The 19,984-nt window shown below is 64.2% G+C and carries 23 protein-coding genes and 1 pseudogene; 14 read left to right on the forward strand and 10 right to left on the reverse strand.

Annotation, left to right across the window (positions count from 1 at the left end; translation table 11 throughout):
• Positions 1-55: 55 nt before the first annotated feature.
• Positions 56-916, reverse strand: a complete 861-nt coding sequence (locus BDO18943_RS20330; protein ID WP_043186408.1) for a LysR family transcriptional regulator — start codon at positions 914-916, stop codon at positions 56-58.
• A 185-nt stretch (positions 917-1,101) separates the two neighbouring features.
• On the opposite strand from BDO18943_RS20330, the gene BDO18943_RS20335 reads away from it, so the two are divergent.
• On the forward strand, positions 1,102-1,776 hold the full coding sequence (locus BDO18943_RS20335) for an ankyrin repeat domain-containing protein (protein WP_175023766.1): 675 nt from the start codon (positions 1,102-1,104) through the stop codon (positions 1,774-1,776).
• 3 nt (positions 1,777-1,779) lie between these two features.
• Here the strand turns inward: BDO18943_RS20335 and BDO18943_RS20340 are convergent, their stop codons facing one another.
• A complete protein-coding gene (locus BDO18943_RS20340) occupies positions 1,780-2,469 on the reverse strand; it encodes a nucleotidyl transferase AbiEii/AbiGii toxin family protein (protein ID WP_175023767.1) in 690 nt (229 codons plus the stop codon).
• The gene (locus BDO18943_RS20345; RefSeq protein ID WP_039340418.1) at positions 2,466-2,945 is read right to left on the reverse strand and encodes a helix-turn-helix domain-containing protein; all 480 of its coding nucleotides are present in this window, start codon (positions 2,943-2,945) and stop codon (positions 2,466-2,468) included. Before BDO18943_RS20345 ends, BDO18943_RS20340 begins: the two co-directional genes overlap by 4 nt.
• A 474-nt stretch (positions 2,946-3,419) precedes the next feature.
• Here BDO18943_RS20345 and BDO18943_RS20350 point away from each other — a divergent pair, with 474 nt between their 5' ends.
• Both BDO18943_RS20350 and BDO18943_RS20355 read left to right on the forward strand, forming a co-directional pair.
• On the forward strand, positions 3,420-4,223 hold the full coding sequence (locus tag BDO18943_RS20350; RefSeq protein WP_175023768.1) for an ABC transporter substrate-binding protein: 804 nt from the start codon (positions 3,420-3,422) through the stop codon (positions 4,221-4,223).
• A gap of 31 nt (positions 4,224-4,254) precedes the next feature.
• Complete coding sequence (locus tag BDO18943_RS20355) at positions 4,255-5,103, forward strand: phytanoyl-CoA dioxygenase family protein (protein WP_011353689.1); 849 nt, start codon at positions 4,255-4,257, stop codon at positions 5,101-5,103.
• A 79-nt stretch (positions 5,104-5,182) separates the two neighbouring features.
• On the opposite strand, the gene hutC is transcribed toward BDO18943_RS20355, so the two are convergent.
• Together hutC and BDO18943_RS20365 are read right to left on the reverse strand one after the other, a co-directional pair.
• Complete coding sequence (gene hutC, locus BDO18943_RS20360; protein WP_122948313.1) at positions 5,183-5,920, reverse strand: histidine utilization repressor; 738 nt, start codon at positions 5,918-5,920, stop codon at positions 5,183-5,185.
• Positions 5,921-5,950: 30 nt separating this feature from the next.
• A complete protein-coding gene (locus BDO18943_RS20365) occupies positions 5,951-6,493 on the reverse strand; it encodes a helix-turn-helix domain-containing protein (protein ID WP_175023769.1) in 543 nt (180 codons plus the stop codon).
• Positions 6,494-6,627: 134 nt separating this feature from the next.
• Between BDO18943_RS20365 and BDO18943_RS20370 the strand changes: the two genes are divergently transcribed.
• Genes BDO18943_RS20370 through BDO18943_RS20380 form a run of 3 tightly spaced genes read left to right on the forward strand, consistent with a single transcriptional unit; the run spans position 6,628 to position 8,620 of the window.
• Positions 6,628-7,410: an aldolase gene (locus tag BDO18943_RS20370; protein ID WP_175023770.1), complete on the forward strand. Its 783-nt coding sequence runs from the start codon at positions 6,628-6,630 to the stop codon at positions 7,408-7,410.
• 50 nt (positions 7,411-7,460) lie between these two features.
• On the forward strand, positions 7,461-8,357 hold the full coding sequence (locus BDO18943_RS20375) for a dihydrodipicolinate synthase family protein (RefSeq protein WP_175023771.1): 897 nt from the start codon (positions 7,461-7,463) through the stop codon (positions 8,355-8,357).
• The gene (locus BDO18943_RS20380; RefSeq protein WP_175023772.1) at positions 8,354-8,620 is read left to right on the forward strand and encodes a hypothetical protein; all 267 of its coding nucleotides are present in this window, start codon (positions 8,354-8,356) and stop codon (positions 8,618-8,620) included. Before BDO18943_RS20375 ends, BDO18943_RS20380 begins: the two co-directional genes overlap by 4 nt.
• Before the next feature lie 21 nt (positions 8,621-8,641).
• On the opposite strand, the gene BDO18943_RS20385 is transcribed toward BDO18943_RS20380, so the two are convergent.
• Positions 8,642-9,406, reverse strand: coding sequence for an SDR family oxidoreductase (locus BDO18943_RS20385; protein ID WP_175023773.1), 765 nt, complete (start codon positions 9,404-9,406; stop codon positions 8,642-8,644).
• A gap of 571 nt (positions 9,407-9,977) precedes the next feature.
• On the opposite strand from BDO18943_RS20385, the gene BDO18943_RS20390 reads away from it, so the two are divergent.
• From BDO18943_RS20390 to BDO18943_RS20400, 3 genes are all read left to right on the forward strand, one after another.
• Positions 9,978-10,856: a formylglycine-generating enzyme family protein gene (locus tag BDO18943_RS20390; protein ID WP_175023774.1), complete on the forward strand. Its 879-nt coding sequence runs from the start codon at positions 9,978-9,980 to the stop codon at positions 10,854-10,856.
• 187 nt (positions 10,857-11,043) lie between these two features.
• Positions 11,044-11,640, forward strand: a complete 597-nt coding sequence (locus BDO18943_RS20395; RefSeq protein WP_175023775.1) for a hypothetical protein — start codon at positions 11,044-11,046, stop codon at positions 11,638-11,640.
• Between the two features lie 184 nt (positions 11,641-11,824).
• Positions 11,825-12,283: an NTF2 fold immunity protein gene (locus tag BDO18943_RS20400; RefSeq protein ID WP_175023776.1), complete on the forward strand. Its 459-nt coding sequence runs from the start codon at positions 11,825-11,827 to the stop codon at positions 12,281-12,283.
• 37 nt (positions 12,284-12,320) lie between these two features.
• On the opposite strand, the pseudogene BDO18943_RS20405 reads toward BDO18943_RS20400, so the two are convergent.
• Positions 12,321-12,727, reverse strand: a pseudogene (locus tag BDO18943_RS20405) (RNA-guided endonuclease InsQ/TnpB family protein); the annotation flags it as partial.
• Positions 12,728-12,819: 92 nt separating this feature from the next.
• Between BDO18943_RS20405 and BDO18943_RS20410 the strand changes: the two are divergent.
• Positions 12,820-13,527, forward strand: a complete 708-nt coding sequence (locus tag BDO18943_RS20410; RefSeq protein ID WP_175023791.1) for a YceH family protein — start codon at positions 12,820-12,822, stop codon at positions 13,525-13,527.
• Positions 13,528-13,570: 43 nt separating this feature from the next.
• Here BDO18943_RS20410 and BDO18943_RS20415 read toward each other — a convergent pair whose 3' ends face one another.
• Together BDO18943_RS20415 and BDO18943_RS20420 are read right to left on the reverse strand one after the other, a co-directional pair.
• Entirely contained in the window at positions 13,571-13,819 is a 249-nt protein-coding gene (locus BDO18943_RS20415; RefSeq protein ID WP_175023777.1) for a hypothetical protein, read from the reverse strand.
• Positions 13,820-13,847: 28 nt separating this feature from the next.
• Positions 13,848-14,402 carry a hypothetical protein gene (locus BDO18943_RS20420; RefSeq protein WP_175023778.1) on the reverse strand — a complete coding sequence of 185 codons (555 nt, stop codon included), beginning with the start codon at positions 14,400-14,402 and terminating at the stop codon, positions 13,848-13,850.
• Between the two features lie 403 nt (positions 14,403-14,805).
• Here BDO18943_RS20420 and BDO18943_RS20425 point away from each other — a divergent pair, with 403 nt between their 5' ends.
• The 4 genes from BDO18943_RS20425 (at position 14,806) to BDO18943_RS20440 (ending at position 19,043) form a co-directional block, all read left to right on the forward strand.
• Positions 14,806-16,122 (forward strand): lipase family protein, encoded by a 1,317-nt coding sequence (locus tag BDO18943_RS20425; RefSeq protein WP_175023779.1) that lies wholly within the window; start codon positions 14,806-14,808, stop codon positions 16,120-16,122.
• A gap of 194 nt (positions 16,123-16,316) precedes the next feature.
• Positions 16,317-17,447 carry a 3-deoxy-7-phosphoheptulonate synthase gene (locus BDO18943_RS20430; protein WP_235996126.1) on the forward strand — a complete coding sequence of 377 codons (1,131 nt, stop codon included), beginning with the start codon at positions 16,317-16,319 and terminating at the stop codon, positions 17,445-17,447.
• A 16-nt stretch (positions 17,448-17,463) separates the two neighbouring features.
• Positions 17,464-18,426 (forward strand): hypothetical protein, encoded by a 963-nt coding sequence (locus tag BDO18943_RS20435; RefSeq protein ID WP_175023780.1) that lies wholly within the window; start codon positions 17,464-17,466, stop codon positions 18,424-18,426.
• Between the two features lie 188 nt (positions 18,427-18,614).
• Positions 18,615-19,043 (forward strand): PRC-barrel domain-containing protein, encoded by a 429-nt coding sequence (locus tag BDO18943_RS20440; protein WP_043186457.1) that lies wholly within the window; start codon positions 18,615-18,617, stop codon positions 19,041-19,043.
• 91 nt (positions 19,044-19,134) lie between these two features.
• Here the strand turns inward: BDO18943_RS20440 and dapF are convergent, their stop codons facing one another.
• Entirely contained in the window at positions 19,135-19,959 is an 825-nt protein-coding gene (gene dapF, locus BDO18943_RS20445) for a diaminopimelate epimerase (RefSeq protein WP_175023793.1), read from the reverse strand.
• Positions 19,960-19,984: the final 25 nt, after the last annotated feature.

The following is a 19,984-nucleotide window of genomic DNA, read 5'->3' on the forward strand; positions in this document are numbered from 1 at the left end:
CCGTGCCGGCGCGGCGGCGGCGTCCTTCACATTGCCGCCGCATCCGGCTTTCTTGCTACTCCTCGAGTTCCAGCATCGTCGCGAGCGACTTCGTCAGTTCGCTGACCATCGGGTCGGCCGTGGGCCGATGCAGGATCGCGATGTCCATGTGCTCGATCGGTGCGAAACCCTGCTTCGCGGTCAGCACGACGTGCTCGTCCGTCACCACGCGCGCCGGCAGCACGCTGATGCCGAGCCCGTCCGCGACGGCGGCCTGGATGCCGCTCAGGCTCGACGTCGTGAAGCTGATCCGCCAACGGCGGCCGCGCTCCTCGATCGCCTTGATCATGTCGTCGCGATAGAGCCCGCGCGGCGGGAACACGACGATCGGCACCGGGTCGAGATCGATCGACGGATGCTTCGCGCTGTCGATCCAGCGCAGCTTCTCGGGCCAGCGCACGACGGCCTCGCGGCTGTCGCGCCGCTGCTTGATCAGCACGAGGTCGAGTTCACCCCGGTCGTATGCCGCGCTGATGTCGCGGCTCAGCCCGCACATCACTTCGAGCTTGACCTGCGGATGCTCGCGGTTGAACGCGGCGAGCGCATGCGTCGTGCGGCCTGCCGCGAAATCGTCGGGCACGCCGAGCCGGATCGTCAGCGCGACCGTGGTGCCCGACAGCGCCTCCAGCATTTCGTCGTTCAGCGCGATCATGCGCCGCGCGTAGCTGAGCACCGTCACGCCCGCATCGGTCGGCCGCACGTCGCGCGTGCCGCGGTCGAGCAGGCGGTGCCCGGCGATTTCCTCGAGCCGGCGCACCTTCTGGCTGACCGTCGACTGCGTCGAATGCAGGCGCGCGGACGCCGTCGTGAAGCTGCCGCAGTCGGCGACCATCACGAGCGCGCGCAGCAGGTCGAGGTCGAACAGGGGTCTATTCATTTCTGCACTTCTGTGGATTCGAACATTTCATTTCCAAATGCGTGCGACGACTTTTAACATGGCTGGACGCCGCGGGCAATCGCGGTTTCGCCGGACTTGGTGCGGCGTCGCGCGGCGCCACCGGGGCGCCTGACGCATGGCATCGGCCGCGCATCGGCGTGCGCGGCACGCTAGGAGGAAACGGGATGTTTTTCAAACGGCTCGCGATCGTCGGCTCGTTCGCGTTGACCACGCTCACGTCGGCGGTGGCCGCCGCGGACGGCGGCGCGCTGGAGGGCCGGCTGCGCAGCGCGGCCGATCGCGGCGATGCGGGTGACGTGCGCACGCTGCTGGAGCGCGGCGCGCAGATCGATTCACGCGACGGGCAGGGCCGCACGGCGCTGCTGATCGCGACGCACGGCAATCACGTCGATGCGGCGCGCGTGCTGGTCGATGCGGGCGCGGACGTCAACGCGAAGGATGCGATCCAGGACAGCCCGTACCTGTATGCCGGTGCGCGCGGCCATCTCGACATCCTGAGAATGACGCTCGCGCATGGCGCCGATTTGCGCAGCACGAACCGCTATCGCGGCACCGCGCTGATTCCGGCGGCGGAGCGCGGCCATGTCGATACGGTGCGCACGCTGATCGATGCGGGCGTGAACGTCGACCATGTGAACCGGCTCGGCTGGAGCGCGCTGCTGGAGGCGATCATGCTCGGCGACGGCAGCGAGCGGTATGTGCGGATCGTGCAACTGCTCGTGGACGGGCGCGCGAACGTCGATCTGGCCGATTCCAACGGCGAGACGCCGCTGCAGCATGCGCGGCGGCGCGGGTATGGGGCGATCGAGCGGGTGTTGGTGACGGCGGGGGCGCGGTAGGGGTCACCTACGGCGCGATTTTGGTTCGGGCGTGCCACCGGGAAGTTTCCGCAGGAATGCTTCGGCCAGTTCGACGCAATAGTCGAACGACGGCGTGTAGCCGAGTGTCCGGATGTCGTCGAAGCGTGGCTGTACGAACGCACGATGCTCCTTGAGCAGGCGCAGAAACGTATCGCGATGCCGGACAAGGAATGCACCGGCTGCGATCAGGCTCTCCGGTTCACGCTCGATGACCAGGCACAGATCGAACAGGTCCCGCGCGGTTGGTCGATCGCCACGGTGCCACATTTTCTTGGCGACGATCTCCGCGGAAGTCTCGACCTTGACGACGTGATCCATCAGCATCCATTCGTCATAGCCGGGAGACGTCAGATTCCGGGAGACCACGAAGTCGATTTCGCCGTCGGGCAGCACGAGCTTCACGAACCCGGCGTGTTCCTCGTAGTTCGTCGCGATGTCGGCTGCAGCGTCGCTGATGCGTGGATTCACGTATCCGAGATACTGTGGATCGGGTACGAAGATGTCGACATCCTTGCTGACACGATGGCCGTGACGAAGCATCAGGACCGTGCCACCGCCAAACGTCCAGAACGGATTTGACGTGCCGTGCTTCCGTATCTCTTCGACCAGCGCCAGCGCGTGACGGAAAAGACCTTGCCATGGGCCGTCGGGCAAGGTGGATAGTGTCGTCATGCCCATACCTCCCGGTACAGATGAAGATCCTTCGACCATGCGGCGAGGTTTTTCCAGATGGTCCGAAGGGGCGTGCCTGAGCGCTCGGCGGCTTCCTCGGCGGCTTTCACCACCACCGGCAGCGGCACTTCGTCGAGGATGACGGAAAACTGCGATTCATATCCCGTCGGAATCCGTCCGGTAGCCAACGCGTCGGCCAGCAGCCGTTCGGTCAATTCACCCTTGTAACTGACGTTTGAGCTCACAACGGCCTTGTAGAGACCGTTCTGCGGCTGCCGCGGTAGCGCCAGGAGTTCGATGCCGAGCACGCTGAGCAGCGGAATCAGCTTGTTGACGCCGAGATCCTTGACCTTGCCCGATTCGAGCTGGTTCACGGTGAGGCGAGACAAGCCGGCGAGCTTTGCAAGTTGAGCCTGTGTGAGGTCGAGTTCTGCCCGCCGTTTCGCAACAGCCTGACCAATTTCATAGAGCTGCATGGCGACCTCCCGACGTGGGTACAGCGATCTCGAATGTAAGTTATATCTTACATCCTTGGATGGTTTTCGTTCTCGGAGAATTCCATCGTGGTATAGGGCGCATCGCCCACAACGCCGGACAAGCTTGGTCGAGGCCGTGCCGAGATCATCGGTATAGACATCGTCATCCCACAGATATCCGGAAAAACACGCGCTGTGGCGGGGGTGCATCGTGCAGGGTAAACACCTCGGAATGTGATGAAAGCCACGCGTGGCAGTCATGTTTCAAGCCCGTCGCCTTCTTCCTTCCCGATTCAATCCTCCCTCCACCCCGCCCCCGTTTCCCCCGCTTGCGCTCAAAAATTGAGCGGTCTAGACTGCGTCACAGTTTCATCGAAGTCCCTGTCTTTCGCGCACCGCGCCGGGCGTTCCGGCGCAACGCTCCCACCGGACGCCGGCGCTTGCCCGCCGCGTCGAGACTTTCTAGGACACGCCATGAACCGCACTGCAAAGCTCCTCGTTACCGCGCTGGCGTTCGCGCCGCTCGTGTCGTTCGCACAGGACACGTCGACGATCCGCTGGGGCATCGACCCCACGTATCCGCCGTTCGAGGCGAAGCAGGCCGACGGCTCGCTCGCCGGCTTCGACATCGACCTGCGCAATGCGATCTGCGAGCAACTGCATGCGAAGTGCGTGTGGGTCGAGCAGGGCTTCGACGGGATGATTCCGGCGCTGCGCGCGCGCAAGTTCGACGTGATCATGTCCGCGATGACGGCCACCGACGAGCGGCTCAAGCAGATCGACTTCTCGAACAAGCTGTATGCGTCGCCGGGCGCGCTCGTCGCGCCGGTCGGCTCGAAGCTGCTGCCGACCGCCGCGTCGCTCGCGGGCAAGCGCATCGGGATCGACCAGGGCACGACGCAGGAGACGTACGCGAAGGCCGAATGGGCGACCAAGGGCGTGACGATCGTCTCGTACCAGAATCAGGACCAGGTGTACCAGGATCTCGTCAACGGCCGCCTCGACGCGACCTTCCAGGACAAGACGCAGGCCGGCTACTCGTTCCTGAAGACGCCGCGCGGCAAGGGCTACGCGTTCGCGGGCCCCGACGTGACCGACGTGCGGATCACCGGCTACGGCGTCGCGATGGGCGTGCGCAAGGGCGACGACGCGATGAAGAAGCGGCTGAACGACGCGATCGTCGCGATCCGCGCGAACGGCACGTACCAGAAGATCGCCGCGAAATACTTCGACTTCGACATCTACGGTGTGAAGCAGCAGCTGACTTCGGCACCGTGATTCCGTGATTCATTCAATCGACAGGCACACCATGACGAGCATCCAGGACCGCGTCGCGCAAGCCGTGACGCCCGAACTGATCGCCGCGTTCCGCGAGGAAGGGGCGGTCTGCATCAAGGGCATCTTCTCGCCCGACGAAGTCGCCGCGCTGCGCGCCGGCATCGACACGAATCTCGCACAGCCGAGCGAGCGCGCGAAAGTCGCGAGCCGGCCTGACGATCCGGGCTGGTTCTTCGAGGATTTCTGCAACTGGCAGCACAACGACGCATATCGCGACTTCATCGTGCGCTCGCCGGCGCCGTCAGTGGCCGCCGCGCTGATGGGCACCGACAACGTGCGGCTGCATCACGACCACCTGCTCGTGAAGGAACCCGGCACGCGGCAGCGCACGCCGTGGCACCAGGACCAGCCGTACTACAACATCGAAGGCGACGACAACGTCAGCATGTGGATTCCGGTCGATCCGGTGCCGCTCGAATCGACGCTGGAATTCGTCGCAGGCTCGCATCTCGGGCCGTGGCTGATGCCGCGCACGTTCATGGACAAGGAAGCGAAGTGGTTCCCGGAAGGCAGCCTGGCCGACTTGCCCGACATCGAAGGCGACCGTGCGGCGTTTCCGATCCGCCACTGGGCGCTGGAGCCCGGCGACATGGTGTGCTTCCGGATGCTCACGCTGCATGCGTCGGGCGGTACGCAGAACCGCCGCCGCGCGTTCTCGATCCGCTTCGTCGGCGACGATATCCGTCACGCGCCGCGCCGCTGGAAGACGTCGCCCGATTTCCCCGGGCTCGCGGAGCAGCTGCCCGACGGCGCGCCGCTCGATCACCCGCTGTTTCCGGTCGTGTGGTCGCGTGGCGCGGGGCAGGCAGGCGCGATCTGACGTTGCTGGGCGTGGATGACGGACGCGGCGGCCGTTTCCTGACGAAACGGCCGCCGCGCTTGTGTGCATGAACGAAGGATCAGGTCGGGTGGCGTCCGGCGCCTGGCTTGAAGCGCGAACCGAGCCGGTAGCGGTTGCCCGGATGCAGGAAGTGCACGAACGTGACGGGCAGCCCGTTCGTCCAGGTGCGGCGCGTGAGCGTGAGGCACGGCTCGTCGGCGCGCATGTCGAGCAGCTGTGCCTGTTCGCCGGTCGGCAGCGACGCATCGACCACGTGCTCGATTTCCAGTTCGTAGTGCGACACATTGTTGTACAGGTACTCGGACGGCGGCTCGACCTGGAAATCCTGGTCGATGAAACCGGGTGCGGCGGCCGGGTTCACGTAGCGGTCCTCGAGCTGGATCGGGCGGCCGTTTTCCTCGTGCACGCACACCACATGAAAGACCGGCGTGTTGACCGGCAGGCCGAACGCGGCCGCGACGTCGAACGACGCGGGTTCGCTCGACCGGCTCAGCACGCGGCAGCGATATTCGTGGCCGCGCGCGCGGATTTCGTCGCGGATGTGCGCGATCATCAGCAGGTTCGACTGCGGCTTCACTTCGGCGACGAAGGTGCCGACGCCCGCGATGCGCTTCAGCACGCCTTCCTCGGTCAGCTCGCGCAGCGCGCGGTTGACCGTCATGCGCGCGACGCCGAACTGCGCGGCGAGATCGAGCTCGGACGGAATGCGGTCGCCGGGGCGCCAGTCGCCCGATTCGACGTTCTGGCGAACGAGCGTCTTGATCTGCTGGAACGGTGCGGTGGCCTTCGTGACCATCGGGGATCCTTGCGCGAAGAGGTGACGATGCTAGTCGTCGTGACTGACGACGACCAGGATCTCCGCCTGCGCGGTGCCGAGGCTGCGCGTGCGGTGCGGGATGAGTGCGTTGAAATAGACTGAATCGCCGGCCTTGAGTTGCACCGTCTCGTTCGGAAACTCGATTTCGACGCGCCCCTTGTGCACGAACAGGAATTCCTCGCCTTCGTGCTCGCGGAGCGTCGATGCAACGAATTCTTGCGGCGGATGCACGATGAACGGCAGCATCTTCTTCGGCGCGACGCCGGCCGCGATGCTCTCGAAGCGGTGCGCGTGGCTGTCGGCCGCCGCGCCCATCGCCGTGCGCTCGCCGGCGCGCGTGACCGTGATCAGCTCGCGGTTGTGGCTTTCCGAGAACAACTGCTCGACATCGACATTCAGTGCCTTCGACAGCTTCAGCGCGACCGCGATCGACGGCACGCTCAGGCCGCGCTCGACTTTCGACAGGTAGCTCTTGGTGAGGCCCGTCTCGTCGGCCAGCACGTCGAGCGTCCAGCCCTTCTGTTTTCTGAGCAGCTTCAGGCGAATCGTCATGGGGCGCCAGGTGTCCTTCGAAAAACCGATTGTAACGCATGACACAAAGTGTCCTGTGGTGTATCGTGTGTCACGTAATGCCGGGGAAACGGCCGCGGACGGCGCGGCAAACCCGATCCATTCAGGAGGCAAACATGGCGGAAACGCTGAATTTGACGAAGGACGCGCTGGTCGCGCTGGCGGAGCGGCGGCTGGAGAACGCGGTGGGCGACAGCGGCTGGTCCGCGCAGCAGAAGCTCGCGCTTACGTGCCGGATTTTGTTCGACGCCGGTCACGATTCGGGCCTGGCCGGGCAGATCACCTGCCGCGCGGGCGACGCCGGCACGTACTACACGCAGCGGCTCGGGCTCGGCTTCGACGAGATCTCGGCCGCGAACCTGCTGCGCGTCAACGAGGATCTCGACGTCGTCGACGGCGCAGGCATCCCGAATCCGGCCAACCGGTTCCATACGTGGATCTACCGCGAGCGCCCGGACGTCAACTGCATCATCCATACGCATCCGGCGCACGTCGCGGCGCTGTCGATGCTCGAGCAGCCGCTCGTCGTGTCGCACATGGATACCTGCCCGCTGTACGACGATTGCGCGTTCCTGAAAGACTGGCCCGGCGTGCCGGTCGGCAACGAGGAGGGCGAGATCATTTCGAAGGCGCTGGGCAGCAAGCGCGCGATCCTGCTGTCGCATCACGGCCAGCTCGTGGTCGGCAAGACGATCGAGGAGGCCTGCATCCTCGCGCTGCTGATCGAGCGGGCTGCGAAGCTGCAACTGCTCGCGATGTCGGCCGGCGAGATCAAGCCGGTGCCGCCGGCGCTGGCGCGCGAAGCGCACGACTGGATTTCGAAGCCGAAGCGCGATGCGGTGACGTTCGACTACTACGCGCGCCGGGCATTGCGCACGCATCAAGACTGCGTCGCATGAGCGGGCGATTCGTCGCCGTCGTGTCAGACCATCACTGAGGAATACAAATCGTGTCCATCTTGTTGAAAGGCATCATTGCCTACCCGGTTACGCCGTTCGCCACGGACGGCGATGTCGACCTGAAAGCGCTCGATGCGCTGATCGACCGCCTGATTGCCGACGGCGTCCACGCGGTCGCGCCGTTGGGCAGTACCGGCGAAAGCGCGTACCTGTCCGACGCCGAATGGGAGGCGGTCGCCACCGCGTCGATTCGCGCGGTGCGCCGGCGCGTGCCGACCGTCGTCGGCATTTCCGATCTCACCACGGCGGGCGCGGTGCGCCGCGCGCGCTTCGCCGAACAGGCCGGCGCCGATGCGGTGATGGTGCTGCCGGTGTCGTACTGGAAGCTCGGCAACGACGAGATCGTTGCGCACTATCGCGCGATCGGTGCTGCCATCGGCATCCCGATCATGCTGTACAACAACCCGGCGACGAGCGGCGTCGACATGTCGCCCGACCTGATCGCGACGATCTGCCGAACCGTCGACAACGTGACAATGGTGAAGGAGAGTACGGGCGACATCGGGCGGATGCACCGGCTTGCTCAACTGAGCGACGGCGCGATCCCGTTCTATAACGGCAGCAATCCGATGGCGCTTGCCGCGCTCGCGGCGGGCGCGGCCGGATGGTGCACGGCCGCGCCGAACCTGAATGCGGCGTTGCCGCTGGCGCTGTTCGACGCGATGCGCGCGGGCGACCTGGCGCGCGCCAGGGCGGTTTTTCATGCGCAGTTGCCGCTGCTGCAGTTCATCGTCAACGGCGGGTTGCCGGTGACCGTGAAGGCCGGGTTGCGCTTGCGCGGCTTCGATGCGGGCGAACCGAGGAAGCCGCTGATGCCGCTCGGCGACGCGCGCACGCGCGAGCTCGAACGCCTGCTCGCGGCACTGCCGGACGGCGTGACGACATGAGCGATGCAGCACGGCCGGCGATCTCGGCCGCCATCGGCGCGGTGCGGGTCGGTACGAGCCGGCCGCTGGCCGGCACGCCGCACGCCAGCGCGATCGACAAGCACGCGGTCGGCTCGCGCCTGTGGCTGGGCACGCTCGACATGGCCGCACTCGACGCGTTGTGCGACGTGCCGAACCTGCCGCCCGGCTGGCGCAAGATGCTCGACAAGCGCCGGACGGAGCGGCAGGTCGAAGACTGGACGAAGCGGCTCGAAGGACGTTGACGGGCCGCGTGGCCGCGTAACTTAGTGGCTCGGCAGTTCCCGCACGTCGGCGGTCGGCACCGAGCCGAACGCATCGCTCAGCGCATAGCCGATCAACTGTCGCGCGGCTGCCTCGGGCGTCGCGAGCGCGCCGCTCGATTTCAGTTGGTCGAATTTCTCGCGCATCGGGAAGTTGTCTTCGCTGGTCGAGCGGATCGTCGCCTGCATGCCCGTATCGACGACGCCCGGCGCGACGCTGCAGATCCGCACTGCGCGGTTCGCGTCGAGGGCGACCGCACGCGCATGGTGATCGAGCGCGGCCTTGGTCGCGCAGTAGATGCTCCAGCCCGCGTACGCGTTGCGCGCCGCGCCGCTCGACACGTGCAGGATCCGGCATTCGGTCGTGGCCGATGCCGCCTGCGCGAGCGCGGCCGACAGCATCAGCGGCGCCGCGACGTTCACGCCGACCGCGCGCGCGACGATCGCCGGATCCTGCGCGGCGAGCGGGCCGATCGGATCGACGATGCCCGCGTTGTTGAACAGCAGCACGATCGACGCGCCGTCGACGAAGCGGCGCAGCGTGTCGCCGGCCAGCCAGGCCGCGACGGCCGACGTGTCCGACAGGTCGAGTTCGATTTCGGTGAAACGGTCGCCGGCTTGCGACGCGAGCGACGGATGACGGCTGCGCGACACGCCGAGCACGGCGACGCCTTCCAGCAGCAGTTGTTCGGCGAGCGACGCGCCGAGGCCGCGTGTGTGTCCGGTGACGATGGCGCGCACGTGCGGGGCGGAAGAGGAGGCGGTCATGGCGGTGAGCGGTTCGAAGGGGTGAACGGATAGCGGCGTCGACGCGCGGTGCGCATGCGCGGCGGCATGGCGGGCGGGACGGGCGATGCGTGGTGTGGCGTGCGAAGGCGGTCGGGTGGCGCCGCGGACGCCAGGGTGACGCATATCGTAGCGCCCGCCTGCGCGTCGTGCAAACGCGGCCGGGGGCAAGGGCGTCGATCGTGGGATGGGGGGCAATGTCAGCGTGCGGGAGAAGCGCGGCGGCAAGCCGGGAGATCGGGAGATTGATTCATAAGCCTCTCCTTCAATGTCATGCCGACCGTTCCGGTATCGCCGTCGTCTGACGAAATCGCCTCGAATCTGACTGGCGGCATACGAGAATTCGTCTTGTCACGATCCTGTCTAACGGGAGCCTGGATGATCGGGAGCGGGCGAGCATCGATGGCGCCAGCGTTTCCAGCCTGGGCGGCGATAATTTGTATCAGTATGCAGACAATCCAGTTAGCTCGACCGCCGCCTTAATCTGGCTCGGATATCGGGACATTTCCTCGAATATGAGAACAAGGCTGCAGGTAAGGTACAGGGTTATCACGTGAAAGATCGAATTGAAATTTTAGGTCGGAATTTTGAATTTGCAGGATATGCTGCGAATGGGTGTCCTAGGTTTGTACACGTAGATAGTGGTATCCCGTTTCAGTATGTCTCGGGCGGTAGTTTCATGATGGGTTTTTCCGAGGCAGAGGAGCATGCAGCCTTGGCAATATCTAACGTCCCCCAACTTACTGTCGAAGAAATGCGACCGGTGCGGCACCGCGTTGTCCATCCGATGCTCGTTTCCGTAGCCCCTGTTCTCAACTTCCAGTGTTCCGACGAAAAAAGTGAATTTCCCTGTGGTCCCGCATATTTGAGGCGGGAAGATGCAGAGAAATTTGCAAGTGAAATCGGGTGCAGGATGCCTGATGAGGCAGAGTGGGAATATCTGTGCCGCGCTGGAACCCGGACGCTGTTTCCGTTCGGCAATAACTTGCCACCAGAGGACGAGCTGGAGAAATGGTTGTCGTCGGATTTCACGTCGTTGATAGAGTATTTTGAGTCGCGCCCGAAGTTTGAGCCCGCCCCAGATTTACAATGCAATGCGTTTGGTCTTTACGGCATGACTAATCCTGAGTGGTGTTCGAATCGCATCACGACAAGTCTGGCACCCGATGCACCGCAATTAGACGGGAGCTACGTTATCCGAGGCGGCGGGGCCTACTTCTGGCCTTGGCAGGACGAGGAATGGGCGTGGTGTATATCGGCCATGCGTTCACCTTCATCGGGGCTCGAGGAAGGGGCGGCCTGTCTTCGGCTAGTGCTCAACGTGCGTGCAAGCCAGTTGCGTGCTGAGATTTGGGGTGCTGGATTAGACTTGCCCGCTGATAGTCGCGAGGACGATAGTAGCCTTAGCGAATTGAATGACGAGTCGAATTGATGTCTCGTGCATTTAGGTTCAGTTGGTGACGTATGATATGAGATGAGATGCGCAAACATCTGGAATGCGGCGTCAAGCATTGGGATGTGATTCTCGATGCTGCGAGAGTGGTTGATGCAAAATGCAGTGCGTAATTAACCGGGTCTGTATGGAATGACATCGTCAACAGCAGATTTCAGGTATGCCCATGAAAAATGAGACATTCTATCTTTTAGGCTATTCTGGAATGGATAGATGTGATTTCGATCCTTCGTGGTATGAAGAAAACGAGAGCTACTTTTGTAAAACTTGCCATCGCCAGAAATATTTCGAATCGGCGCTAGATGTGGTTGTTGACGGGGTGGTTCGGGAGCGCTCGGATATGATTTTTACAGGCCTGATTCCCGGATCAATGTCGTATCGCATGCGAGACGCCTTGGGCGGGGATTTGGACCGATATTTAAATATTGGAACGATTTTTTCTCAGGTCGGAGGAGAAAGAAAGGTGCAGCCCTATGTTGCCTTCACTGGGGTCCTTCCCTATGTAACATTAAGAGGGCGAAATCCATCCATATTTAATGGGCGCTCCTTTCCAGAGGGTGAGAGAATTTATACCTGTCCGGAATGCAAGTTTACGTCGCGGCGAGAAAGAAGGCCATTCTTTTTAATGGAATCTGAGTGCCCGGAGGCTCCAATTTCCTGCGTTGAACTTGGATTATTGGTTCGTGAATCTGTTTATGAAAAAATCAAGCAGATCAAGTGGAAGAAAGTCGGGATTGATAAGGTCGAGGTTGTTGACGGATAGTAAATTGATGGTGGATTGGATTGAATGAATTTTCAGCCTAATAGGCCATTGAAGTACCGCTCAACCTGATATTCTGAATGGCTCCGCCTCTGGATAATTGGGCGATTGTATAGCTGCTCAACGGTAGCGGTGTCGCTTTCCCGGCACGAATGGTCTGCGGCATATTCCGAAATTATTGGCAATCTTGGGTGATATTTTGGATAATTTTGAGTTTGAGGCGATAGATGATGTCGCGCAGGCGCGAAGTGCATTAGTGTCATTTATGTCGATAATGAAGGAGTGGGAGAGTCGCTTCTATCGTCAGAAGCGCAGTGCGCTGGAAGAGGGGCGTGATGTGGTGAGCATCAATGACCGTGAACGGAAAAATCTTTCGGAAATTCTTGAAAGATGGTCGTTTCCAGATAAAACAAACCAAGGCAGGTTAATTGATCTTGGTTGCTCGGATCCGCCGACATACGATCCTGAGATTGACGTTGAAGATAGTGTGGAGTCGAAGGGCGGTGAGGTGATTTTTACCATCCGGCAAACGGTGGGGTTGCTGACAAAATCTCGATTTACAATGAAAAAGAAGGGTGGTGAGTGGATGGTTAAGAAGAAGGAATTCTTTAATTACAAGGACAGGTGGCAGCGTTCAGTGCTGTAAGTCGTGCTGCGCGATCTCTTTGTCACGGATCCGTTTTGGTCCCGTCCTTGATCTTGCCTTCGGGAAGCAGCCGGCTGTTAAACACGCGGAAGGTGTCCCGGCAAAGCGGAACGCGTCGCCTTCGCGCTTCAGGTCGCGGCCCTTCAGCGGCACCCAGCCCAGCGATTTCCTGCCGCGATAGCGCAGGTAGGGCCGACGATGCTGGCTGAGCGACTTCGCGTACTGCTCACACGTTGCGTTGACCGTGCCGGAGTGGATGCCAAGTTCCTTGCTGCTGCCAGTGGTCAGCACGTTCAGATCAAAACCCGTCGGCCACTTCTTGTTCCACTTGAGGGCATGCTTCTGCGTGTCGTTGCAGAAGTTCCAGACGTAGTTCACCGCACGGCTCTGCTTGTTGAGCAGGCCGTTGAGCGACTTTACCCGGTAGCGGTAGACGAGGATCATGCTGGTGATCCTAACTCGTTGAAGAAGCTGCCTGTCAACCGCACTCCTTTCCTTCCCGCCTTCAATGGCGGGGTTTCTCGGAGCAAATTTTGATGAACACCACGCCGGACATGCCCACGCCACGCGCCCTGCGCGAACTCACGCCCCTCGAGGCCCGTATTCTCGGGGTGCTCGTCGAGAAGCAGCACACGGTGCCGGACACCTATCCGCTGTCGCTGAATGCGCTGACCGCGGGCTGCAACCAGAAAACCGCGCGTGCGCCGGTGATGAGCGTCAGCGAAGACGAAGTCACGACCGCGCTCGACGGGCTGAAGCACCTGAGCCTCGTGATGGAGGGCAGCAGCAGCCGCGTGCCGCGTTTCGAGCACAACGTGAACCGCGTGCTCGGCATCCCGAGCCAGGCGATCGCGCTGCTGACGATCCTGCTGCTGCGCGGCCCGCAGACGGCCGCCGAGCTGCGCCTGAACAGCGCGCGCCTGCACGGCTTCGCGGATATCTCGTCGGTCGAGGCGTTCCTCGACGAACTCGCGGCGCGCGCACAGGCACTCGTCGTCCGGCTGCCGCGTGCGCCGGGCGCACGCGAGAACCGCTGGATGCATCTGATGTGCGGCGAAGTGAACCTGGCCGACTTCGCCAGCGCGGATGCCGGCGGCGCGGATTCGGTGCCGCCTTCCGAATTCGAGGCACTGAAGGCCGAACAGAAACGCCTTGCGGATGACGTGGCGCGGCTGAATGCGCTGGTTCAGCGGATGGCGAGCGAACTCGGCATCGACGTCGACGTGCCGGGCGACGCGTCCTGATCGCCTCCCGATGCGATGACGGCGGTGCCTGGGCATCGCCACGTTACTTCAGCTTGACGCCCGGGACGAGGTAGCGCGCACCGCCCGATTCGATTACCAGAGGGCGCGCCGTTTTCGAGTTCGCGACTCGGACCACGCCGCCCGACCATTTGACCGCATCCTCGTAGTAGGTGGGCATCCCGAAGCGCGGGGGCTTTTCGCCTTCCGATTTGCGGCGGAACACGTCGGTGCAAACCTTGGCGAGTGCAGGTAATGAAATGCGCAGCAGCAGGGCGGCGAGCGCTTTCTTCATGACGGTGCGTGACAGATGATGCGCCGTCTCACCCGACACTGATCCGCGTGGCGCCCGCATCGACGAGCTGGAACAGCAGATCCTCGACGGCCGCTCCGGGCGCGGAGCCGAGATCCGCATTGACGCGCCACCCGTGTTCCGTGCGAACGGGTTCCGACAGATAGTGAACGATGGCATGCAGCCCGTCTTCGCCCGGCGTGTTCTCGTCGTCGACATCGAACCACGCGAAGAACCACGTCTTGAACGCCTCGGCCGCCGCGCTTTCGTCGAGACCGTCGGCCTCGATCGTGGCCCAGTCCCACACGAACGGGCGGATCGACACGGCCGCCGTTTCGAGGGTGAACGTGAACGGCTCGAAATCCAGCTGCGTAGTCGAATCGACCATTGCCGGCTGGCCGGCCGATTCGCCGTCGGTCGCGATGATGTCGGACCGGCACGGCAACGCGAGCGGCCCTTCGGTGGCGAGCGTGCCGTCGGCCCGCCGGTAGGCCGGCTCGACGAATACGGCCGGTTGCGCAGCCGCTTTCGCGAGCCGGTCGGCATACGGTTGGCGGATGGCGCGGAGCAGTTCGGAGACGGTCATCGTGGCGTGTCGGTTGGGCTGGGAACGATCGGTCACAGGCAGGCGGTGCGCCGCGCGGCCGGCATCGCACGATGCGGCCGTCGGTACCGGACAGCCGTGATCGTACGGCACTTCGGCAAAACGCGGACAGTCGTCCGAACGGCCGGAGCGCCCCGCATCGCGCGTCGACGGGTTTAGACGTTTACCTTCAAACAATGGAAAACGCCCATCGAGCGCGTGCGCGTTGTGCTTCAATGAATCCGGTTGGTACTCCTACTAAAATTACAAATTCAGAACAGCCCGGATCATTCATTCACAGGAGACAGTCGATGGCTCGGAAACGGTTTTGAAGCGGCACACACGATGGTCTGCAGCACCGCCGAACTTCCTTCGATGAAAGCAGGTTATCCCAGGGGCTCCACCCATGTCCTCCCGACGTTTCATGATGGCCGCGGCGGCCGTGTCCGCCACGCTGGCCATCGCCGCACCGCCCGCCAGCGCTGCCGCGCCGACCGTGTCCGACCCGTTCTACACGTACACCGGCACCACGCCGTTGGCATCGATTCCACCAGGCACGGTGCTCAAGACGCGAACCGTCACCTATCACGTGGCCGGCATCCCCACCGCGTTGACCGCGCAGCAGTTGCTGTATCGCACCCATAACGCGCTGAACCAGCCGGTCGTCAACGTGACGTCCGTGATCCGGAGCCAGGTCAGCAACGGCCAGGCCATCTCGTACCAGTCGGCCTATGACTCGCTGAACCCGTACGACGAGCCGTCGCAGGTGATCGCCGGCGACCGCGACGTGACCAAGGTCATCAATGTCGGCACGCTGCTCTACAGCGCGGAATCGATTCCGCTGTCGACACTGCTGCTGCTTGGCTACAACGTCATCGTGCCCGATACGGAAGGCCAGACGGCCGACTTCGCTGCCGGCCCCGAATACGGGATGACGACGCTCGATTCGATCCGCGCGGCGCTCAATACGCCGTCGACGGGCCTGAACCCGTCGAGCAAGGTCGCGATGATCGGCTATTCCGGTGGCGCGATCGCGACGAACTGGGCCGCGCAGCTCGCGCCGAGCTACGCGCCCGAGATCAACAAGCAACTCGTCGGCGCGGCGGAAGGCGGCGTACTGGTCGACCCCGCGCACAACCTGCGCTACGTCGACGGCAGCATCGTGTGGGGCGGCGTGGCCGCGGCCGCGCTGGCCGGGCTGTCGCGCGGCTACGGCTTCGACCTGACGCCCTATCTCAGCGATACCGGCGTCGCCGTGTTCAAGGACATCCAGAGCCAGTCGCTCGCCTACATCCTGCCGAAGTACACGGGGCTGCACTGGGGCACGCTGTTCAAGCCGCAATACGCGAACGACATCAACAGCATTCCCGTGTACGTGACGTATGCGAACAAGGTGAATGCGGGGCTGGCCGCATCGCCGACGATCCCGATGTTCATCGGCCAGGGCACGGCCGGCGCGCTCGATGGCACGTTCAGCAGCCAGGTGGGCGACGGCGTGATGATGGCGTACGACGTGCGTGCGCTGGCGCAGAAGTTCTGTGCCAGCGGCACGCCGGTCACGTACACCGAATATCCGCTCGAGCATGCGGGCGCGATCGTGCCGTGGGTGGCCGGCATGCTGCCGTGGCTCTATGACCGCTTCAACGGGAAAACCGCGCCGAGCAATTGCTGGCTGACGTCGCTGCTGCCGAGCAATTCGCTGGCGCCCGAGACGCTGCATTAGCCGCAACGCCGCGCGTGATGCGGCGCGTGGCCGGGCGACCCTTCGCGGGTCGCCTTTTTTCTTTTCGCCTGTTGATTTCCGTCGCGCTGCCGTCATGCAGCCGCGCCCGTTCCCCCGCCGCAACCCGCCACTGTCCCGCCCGGGTGCCATAATCGAGCCTGCCCATCATTCCAGACGTCCCCCGGAGAATCACCATGCAGAACCTCGACAATCCTTCCCACGATCGCGAGGTAGGCAGCGCCGACGCGACGCAAGACACCACGCGCATCGACGACGTTCGCATCGGCGCCGTGCGCCCGCTGATTTCGCCGGCGCTGCTGCTGGACGAACTGCCGGTGCCGGCCGTCACGCAGACGCTCGTCGAGGACACGCGCCGCGCGATCGGCGACATCCTGCACGGCCGCGACGACCGGCTGCTGCTCGTCGTCGGCCCGTGCTCGATTCACGATCACGACCAGGCACTCGATTACGCGCGCCGTCTGAAGGTGGCCGCCGATGCGCTGAAGGACGACCTGCTGATCACGATGCGCGTCTACTTCGAGAAGCCGCGCACGACGGTCGGCTGGAAGGGCTACATCAACGATCCGCGCCTCGACGGCAGCTTCCGCATCAACGAAGGGCTGCGCGCCGCGCGGCAACTGCTGCTCGACATCAACGCGCTCGGCCTGCCGGCGTCGACCGAATTCCTCGACCTGCTGAGTCCGCAATACATCGCCGACCTGATCGCGTGGGGCGCGATCGGCGCGCGCACGACCGAGAGCCAGAGCCATCGCCAGCTCGCGTCGGGCCTCAGCTGCCCGATCGGCTTCAAGAACGGCACCGACGGCGGCGTGCAGGTCGCGTCCGACGCGATCGTCGCCGCGGCTGCGAGCCATGCGTTCATGGGGATGACGAAGATGGGGATGGCCGCGATCTTCGAGACGCGCGGCAACGACGACGCGCACGTGATCCTGCGCGGCGGCAAGAACGGCCCGAACTACGACGCCGAACATGTCGAGGCGAGCTGCGCGGTGCTGCGCAAGGCCGGCTTGCGCGAGCAGGTGATGGTCGACTGCTCGCACGCGAATTCGAACAAGTCGCACGACCGGCAGATCGACGTCGCGCAGGATCTCGCGCGGCAACTGTCGCAGGGCGAGCAGCGGATCGTCGGCGTGATGGTCGAGAGCCATCTCGAAGCCGGGCGCCAGGACCTGAAGCCGGGCGTGGCGCTGAAGTACGGCGTATCGATCACGGATGCGTGCCTGAGCTGGACGCAGACGGAACCCGTGCTCGACGTGCTGGCCGACGCGGTGCGGCAACGGCGCGCGCAGTCGCGCAACGCGTGACGGGGGCGAACCCGACGTGACCGATTTCCCGTCCGACGCGCCGGTCATGCAGGGCGACCCTTCTGCTTCCGGCATGACGGCACGGGCACTGGTGCCACCCGGCAGGCTGTTCACGATGTCGGGCGTCGGGTGGGCGGCGATGCTCGGTTCGCCGCTCGCGGGCGGCATCCTGCTCGCGGCGAACGCACGGCGTCTCGGGAATCGCGCGCTCGCCCAGCGGCAGATTCTCGCAACGGCGCTCGTCACGCTCGTGTCGATCGCGCTGTATGCGGTGGTGGACATACCGGAAACCACGGTGGTGCAGCACGCGCTCGTGCATGCCGTCGTCATTGCCGGTCTCGCCGGGACGATCGTCTATGCACGACACGTGCAAGGCGCGGCCGTCGCCGCTCACCGGGCCGCCGGCGGCGCGCTGCAATCGAACTGGCGCGCGGCGGGCATCGGCCTGCTGACGCTGCTCGGCGTCTGGTTGTCGATTGCCGTGGTGGGCGTGGCGCTGGGTGTCGCGGGTGTGCTGAACTTCAACAACGACCTGCAGATCCTGCGCAGTTATCCGGCGCCTGCGGAGCTGCGTTTGCCTCCGGAATGGCGGGTCGTGAGCCAGCCGGAAGGTCACGGCGACGTGAGTTACCGGATCCGGCGTTTCAGGTTCGGGCTGATCTCGGCGGGGATCGACTTCGTCATCGGCGACAAGAGCGACGATGCCCTGACAAGCCTATGCGACGGGTGGGACGATCCGGTCGACGAAGGTGGCGGCGCGATCGGATCGTCGCACGCGGCGAACAACACGATAGCCGGCCGGCCCGCACAGAAGTGCGAGCACAAAGAGACACTCCGCGAAGTAGTCGTCCACCAGGCGGTCGTGGTGACCTCCGGCGACACGAAGACCTGCGCGCTGGTCTACACGGCGCGCGAGGAAGACTACGCGCGTTATCTGCCGGAGTTCTACCGCGTACGCGATTCGCTGCGGTGTCCGTAACGTCACCATCGCGTGGGGTGCGTGACGGGGGCTGCGTCATCGCGTCCGATGCAGCGTTGCGCGAGTGGCGCTAACATGGGCCGGTGCGATGCGTCGTGCGCAGGCCGCCGCGCTTCATGCGACGCAGGCACGGAGGCGGCTTGGCCGGCCGCCGATACCGACAACAATTCACCGGAGTACCTGACAGCATGGCTTTCTACAAGACCCTCATCGCAGCAACTGTCCTCGCATCGAGCGTCAGCGCGCACGCGCAGATCGCGGGTGCGCAACCGATCAGCGTGACCGTCGAGCAATCGCAGGCGCTGCTCGAAGGCTGGAGCGTGAAGAAGAGCGTGCTCGGCAAGGCCGTCTACAACGACGCGAACCAGAAGGTCGGCACCGTGCGCGACCTGATCGTCGCACCGGACGGCTCGGTGTCGGCGGCGATCGTATCGGCCGGCGGTTTCCTCGGCGTGGCCGCGCACGACGTCGCGGTGCCGATCGCGTCACTCGACGTGCGCAACGGCAACATCTACCTGCCGGGCGCGACGAAGGACGCACTGAAGGCGACGCCCGCGTTCCAGTACGCGAAGGTGCCGTCGCCGCCGAAGCCGAAGAAGGTCGACGACAAGCACTGAGCAACGTTGATTTACCCGGCCCGGCGCGCAATGCACCGGACTGGGTCCGGCCGACCGCGCGCCCAGGAGGCTCGCGCGTCGGTCCGGACACTCAGGCCGCGGGCACTGGCTCGTCCAGCCAGTTTCCGCTGAACCCGAACGCGACCGGCCCGCTCAGAAGCACACTGCCGGCGCCATCCCAACGCACCGTGACGTCACCGCCGTCGCATTCGACCCGCACGGTCTCGTCCAGCAGCCCGCGCCGGATGCCGTTGACGACCGCGCCGCACGAACACGATCCCGAACCGAGCGGCACGCCGCCGCCGCGCTCCCAGATGCGCAGGCGAATATGCGTGCGATCGATGACCTGAACGAAATGCACGTTGGTTTTCTGCGGAAACAGCGGGTGCGTTTCGATGGCCGGGCCGCGCGCCGCGACATCGATCGCGCGGAGATCGTCGACGAAGAACGTGCAATGCGGATTGCCCATGTTGCACGCGGCCGGCGCGCCGGGCAGCGGCAGCGCGAGGGTGTCGAGTGCCTCGGCGACCGGCACGTCCCGCCAGCCGGTGAGCGGTCGGCCCATCTCGACGGTGATCAGGCCGTTCGCCTCCGTCGAGCACACGAGATACCCGCGGCGGGTTCGCAACACGAGCGACGCCAGGCCGGTTTCGCGCATCAGTTGCCAGGCGACGCCGCGCGTCGCGCTGCCGCAGGTGTCGAGCGGCGAGCCGTCGGCGTTCCAGAAGGCGACGCGGGCCGCCGCGTCGTCGCAGTCCGACATGACCGCGAGCTGGTTGAAGCCGATGCCGCAACGCCGGTCGCCCATGCGGCGCACCAGATCGCGGTCGATGCAGTGCGCTTGATCCTGACCGCGCAGGTCGACGATGACGAAATCATCGCCGTTCGCGTGCATTTTCTGAAATCCGATCGGCATGGCGGTTCCGGTATCGAGGCAGGCG

This window comes from Burkholderia aenigmatica (assembly GCF_902499175.1).
GTDB lineage: Bacteria > Pseudomonadota > Gammaproteobacteria > Burkholderiales > Burkholderiaceae > Burkholderia > Burkholderia aenigmatica.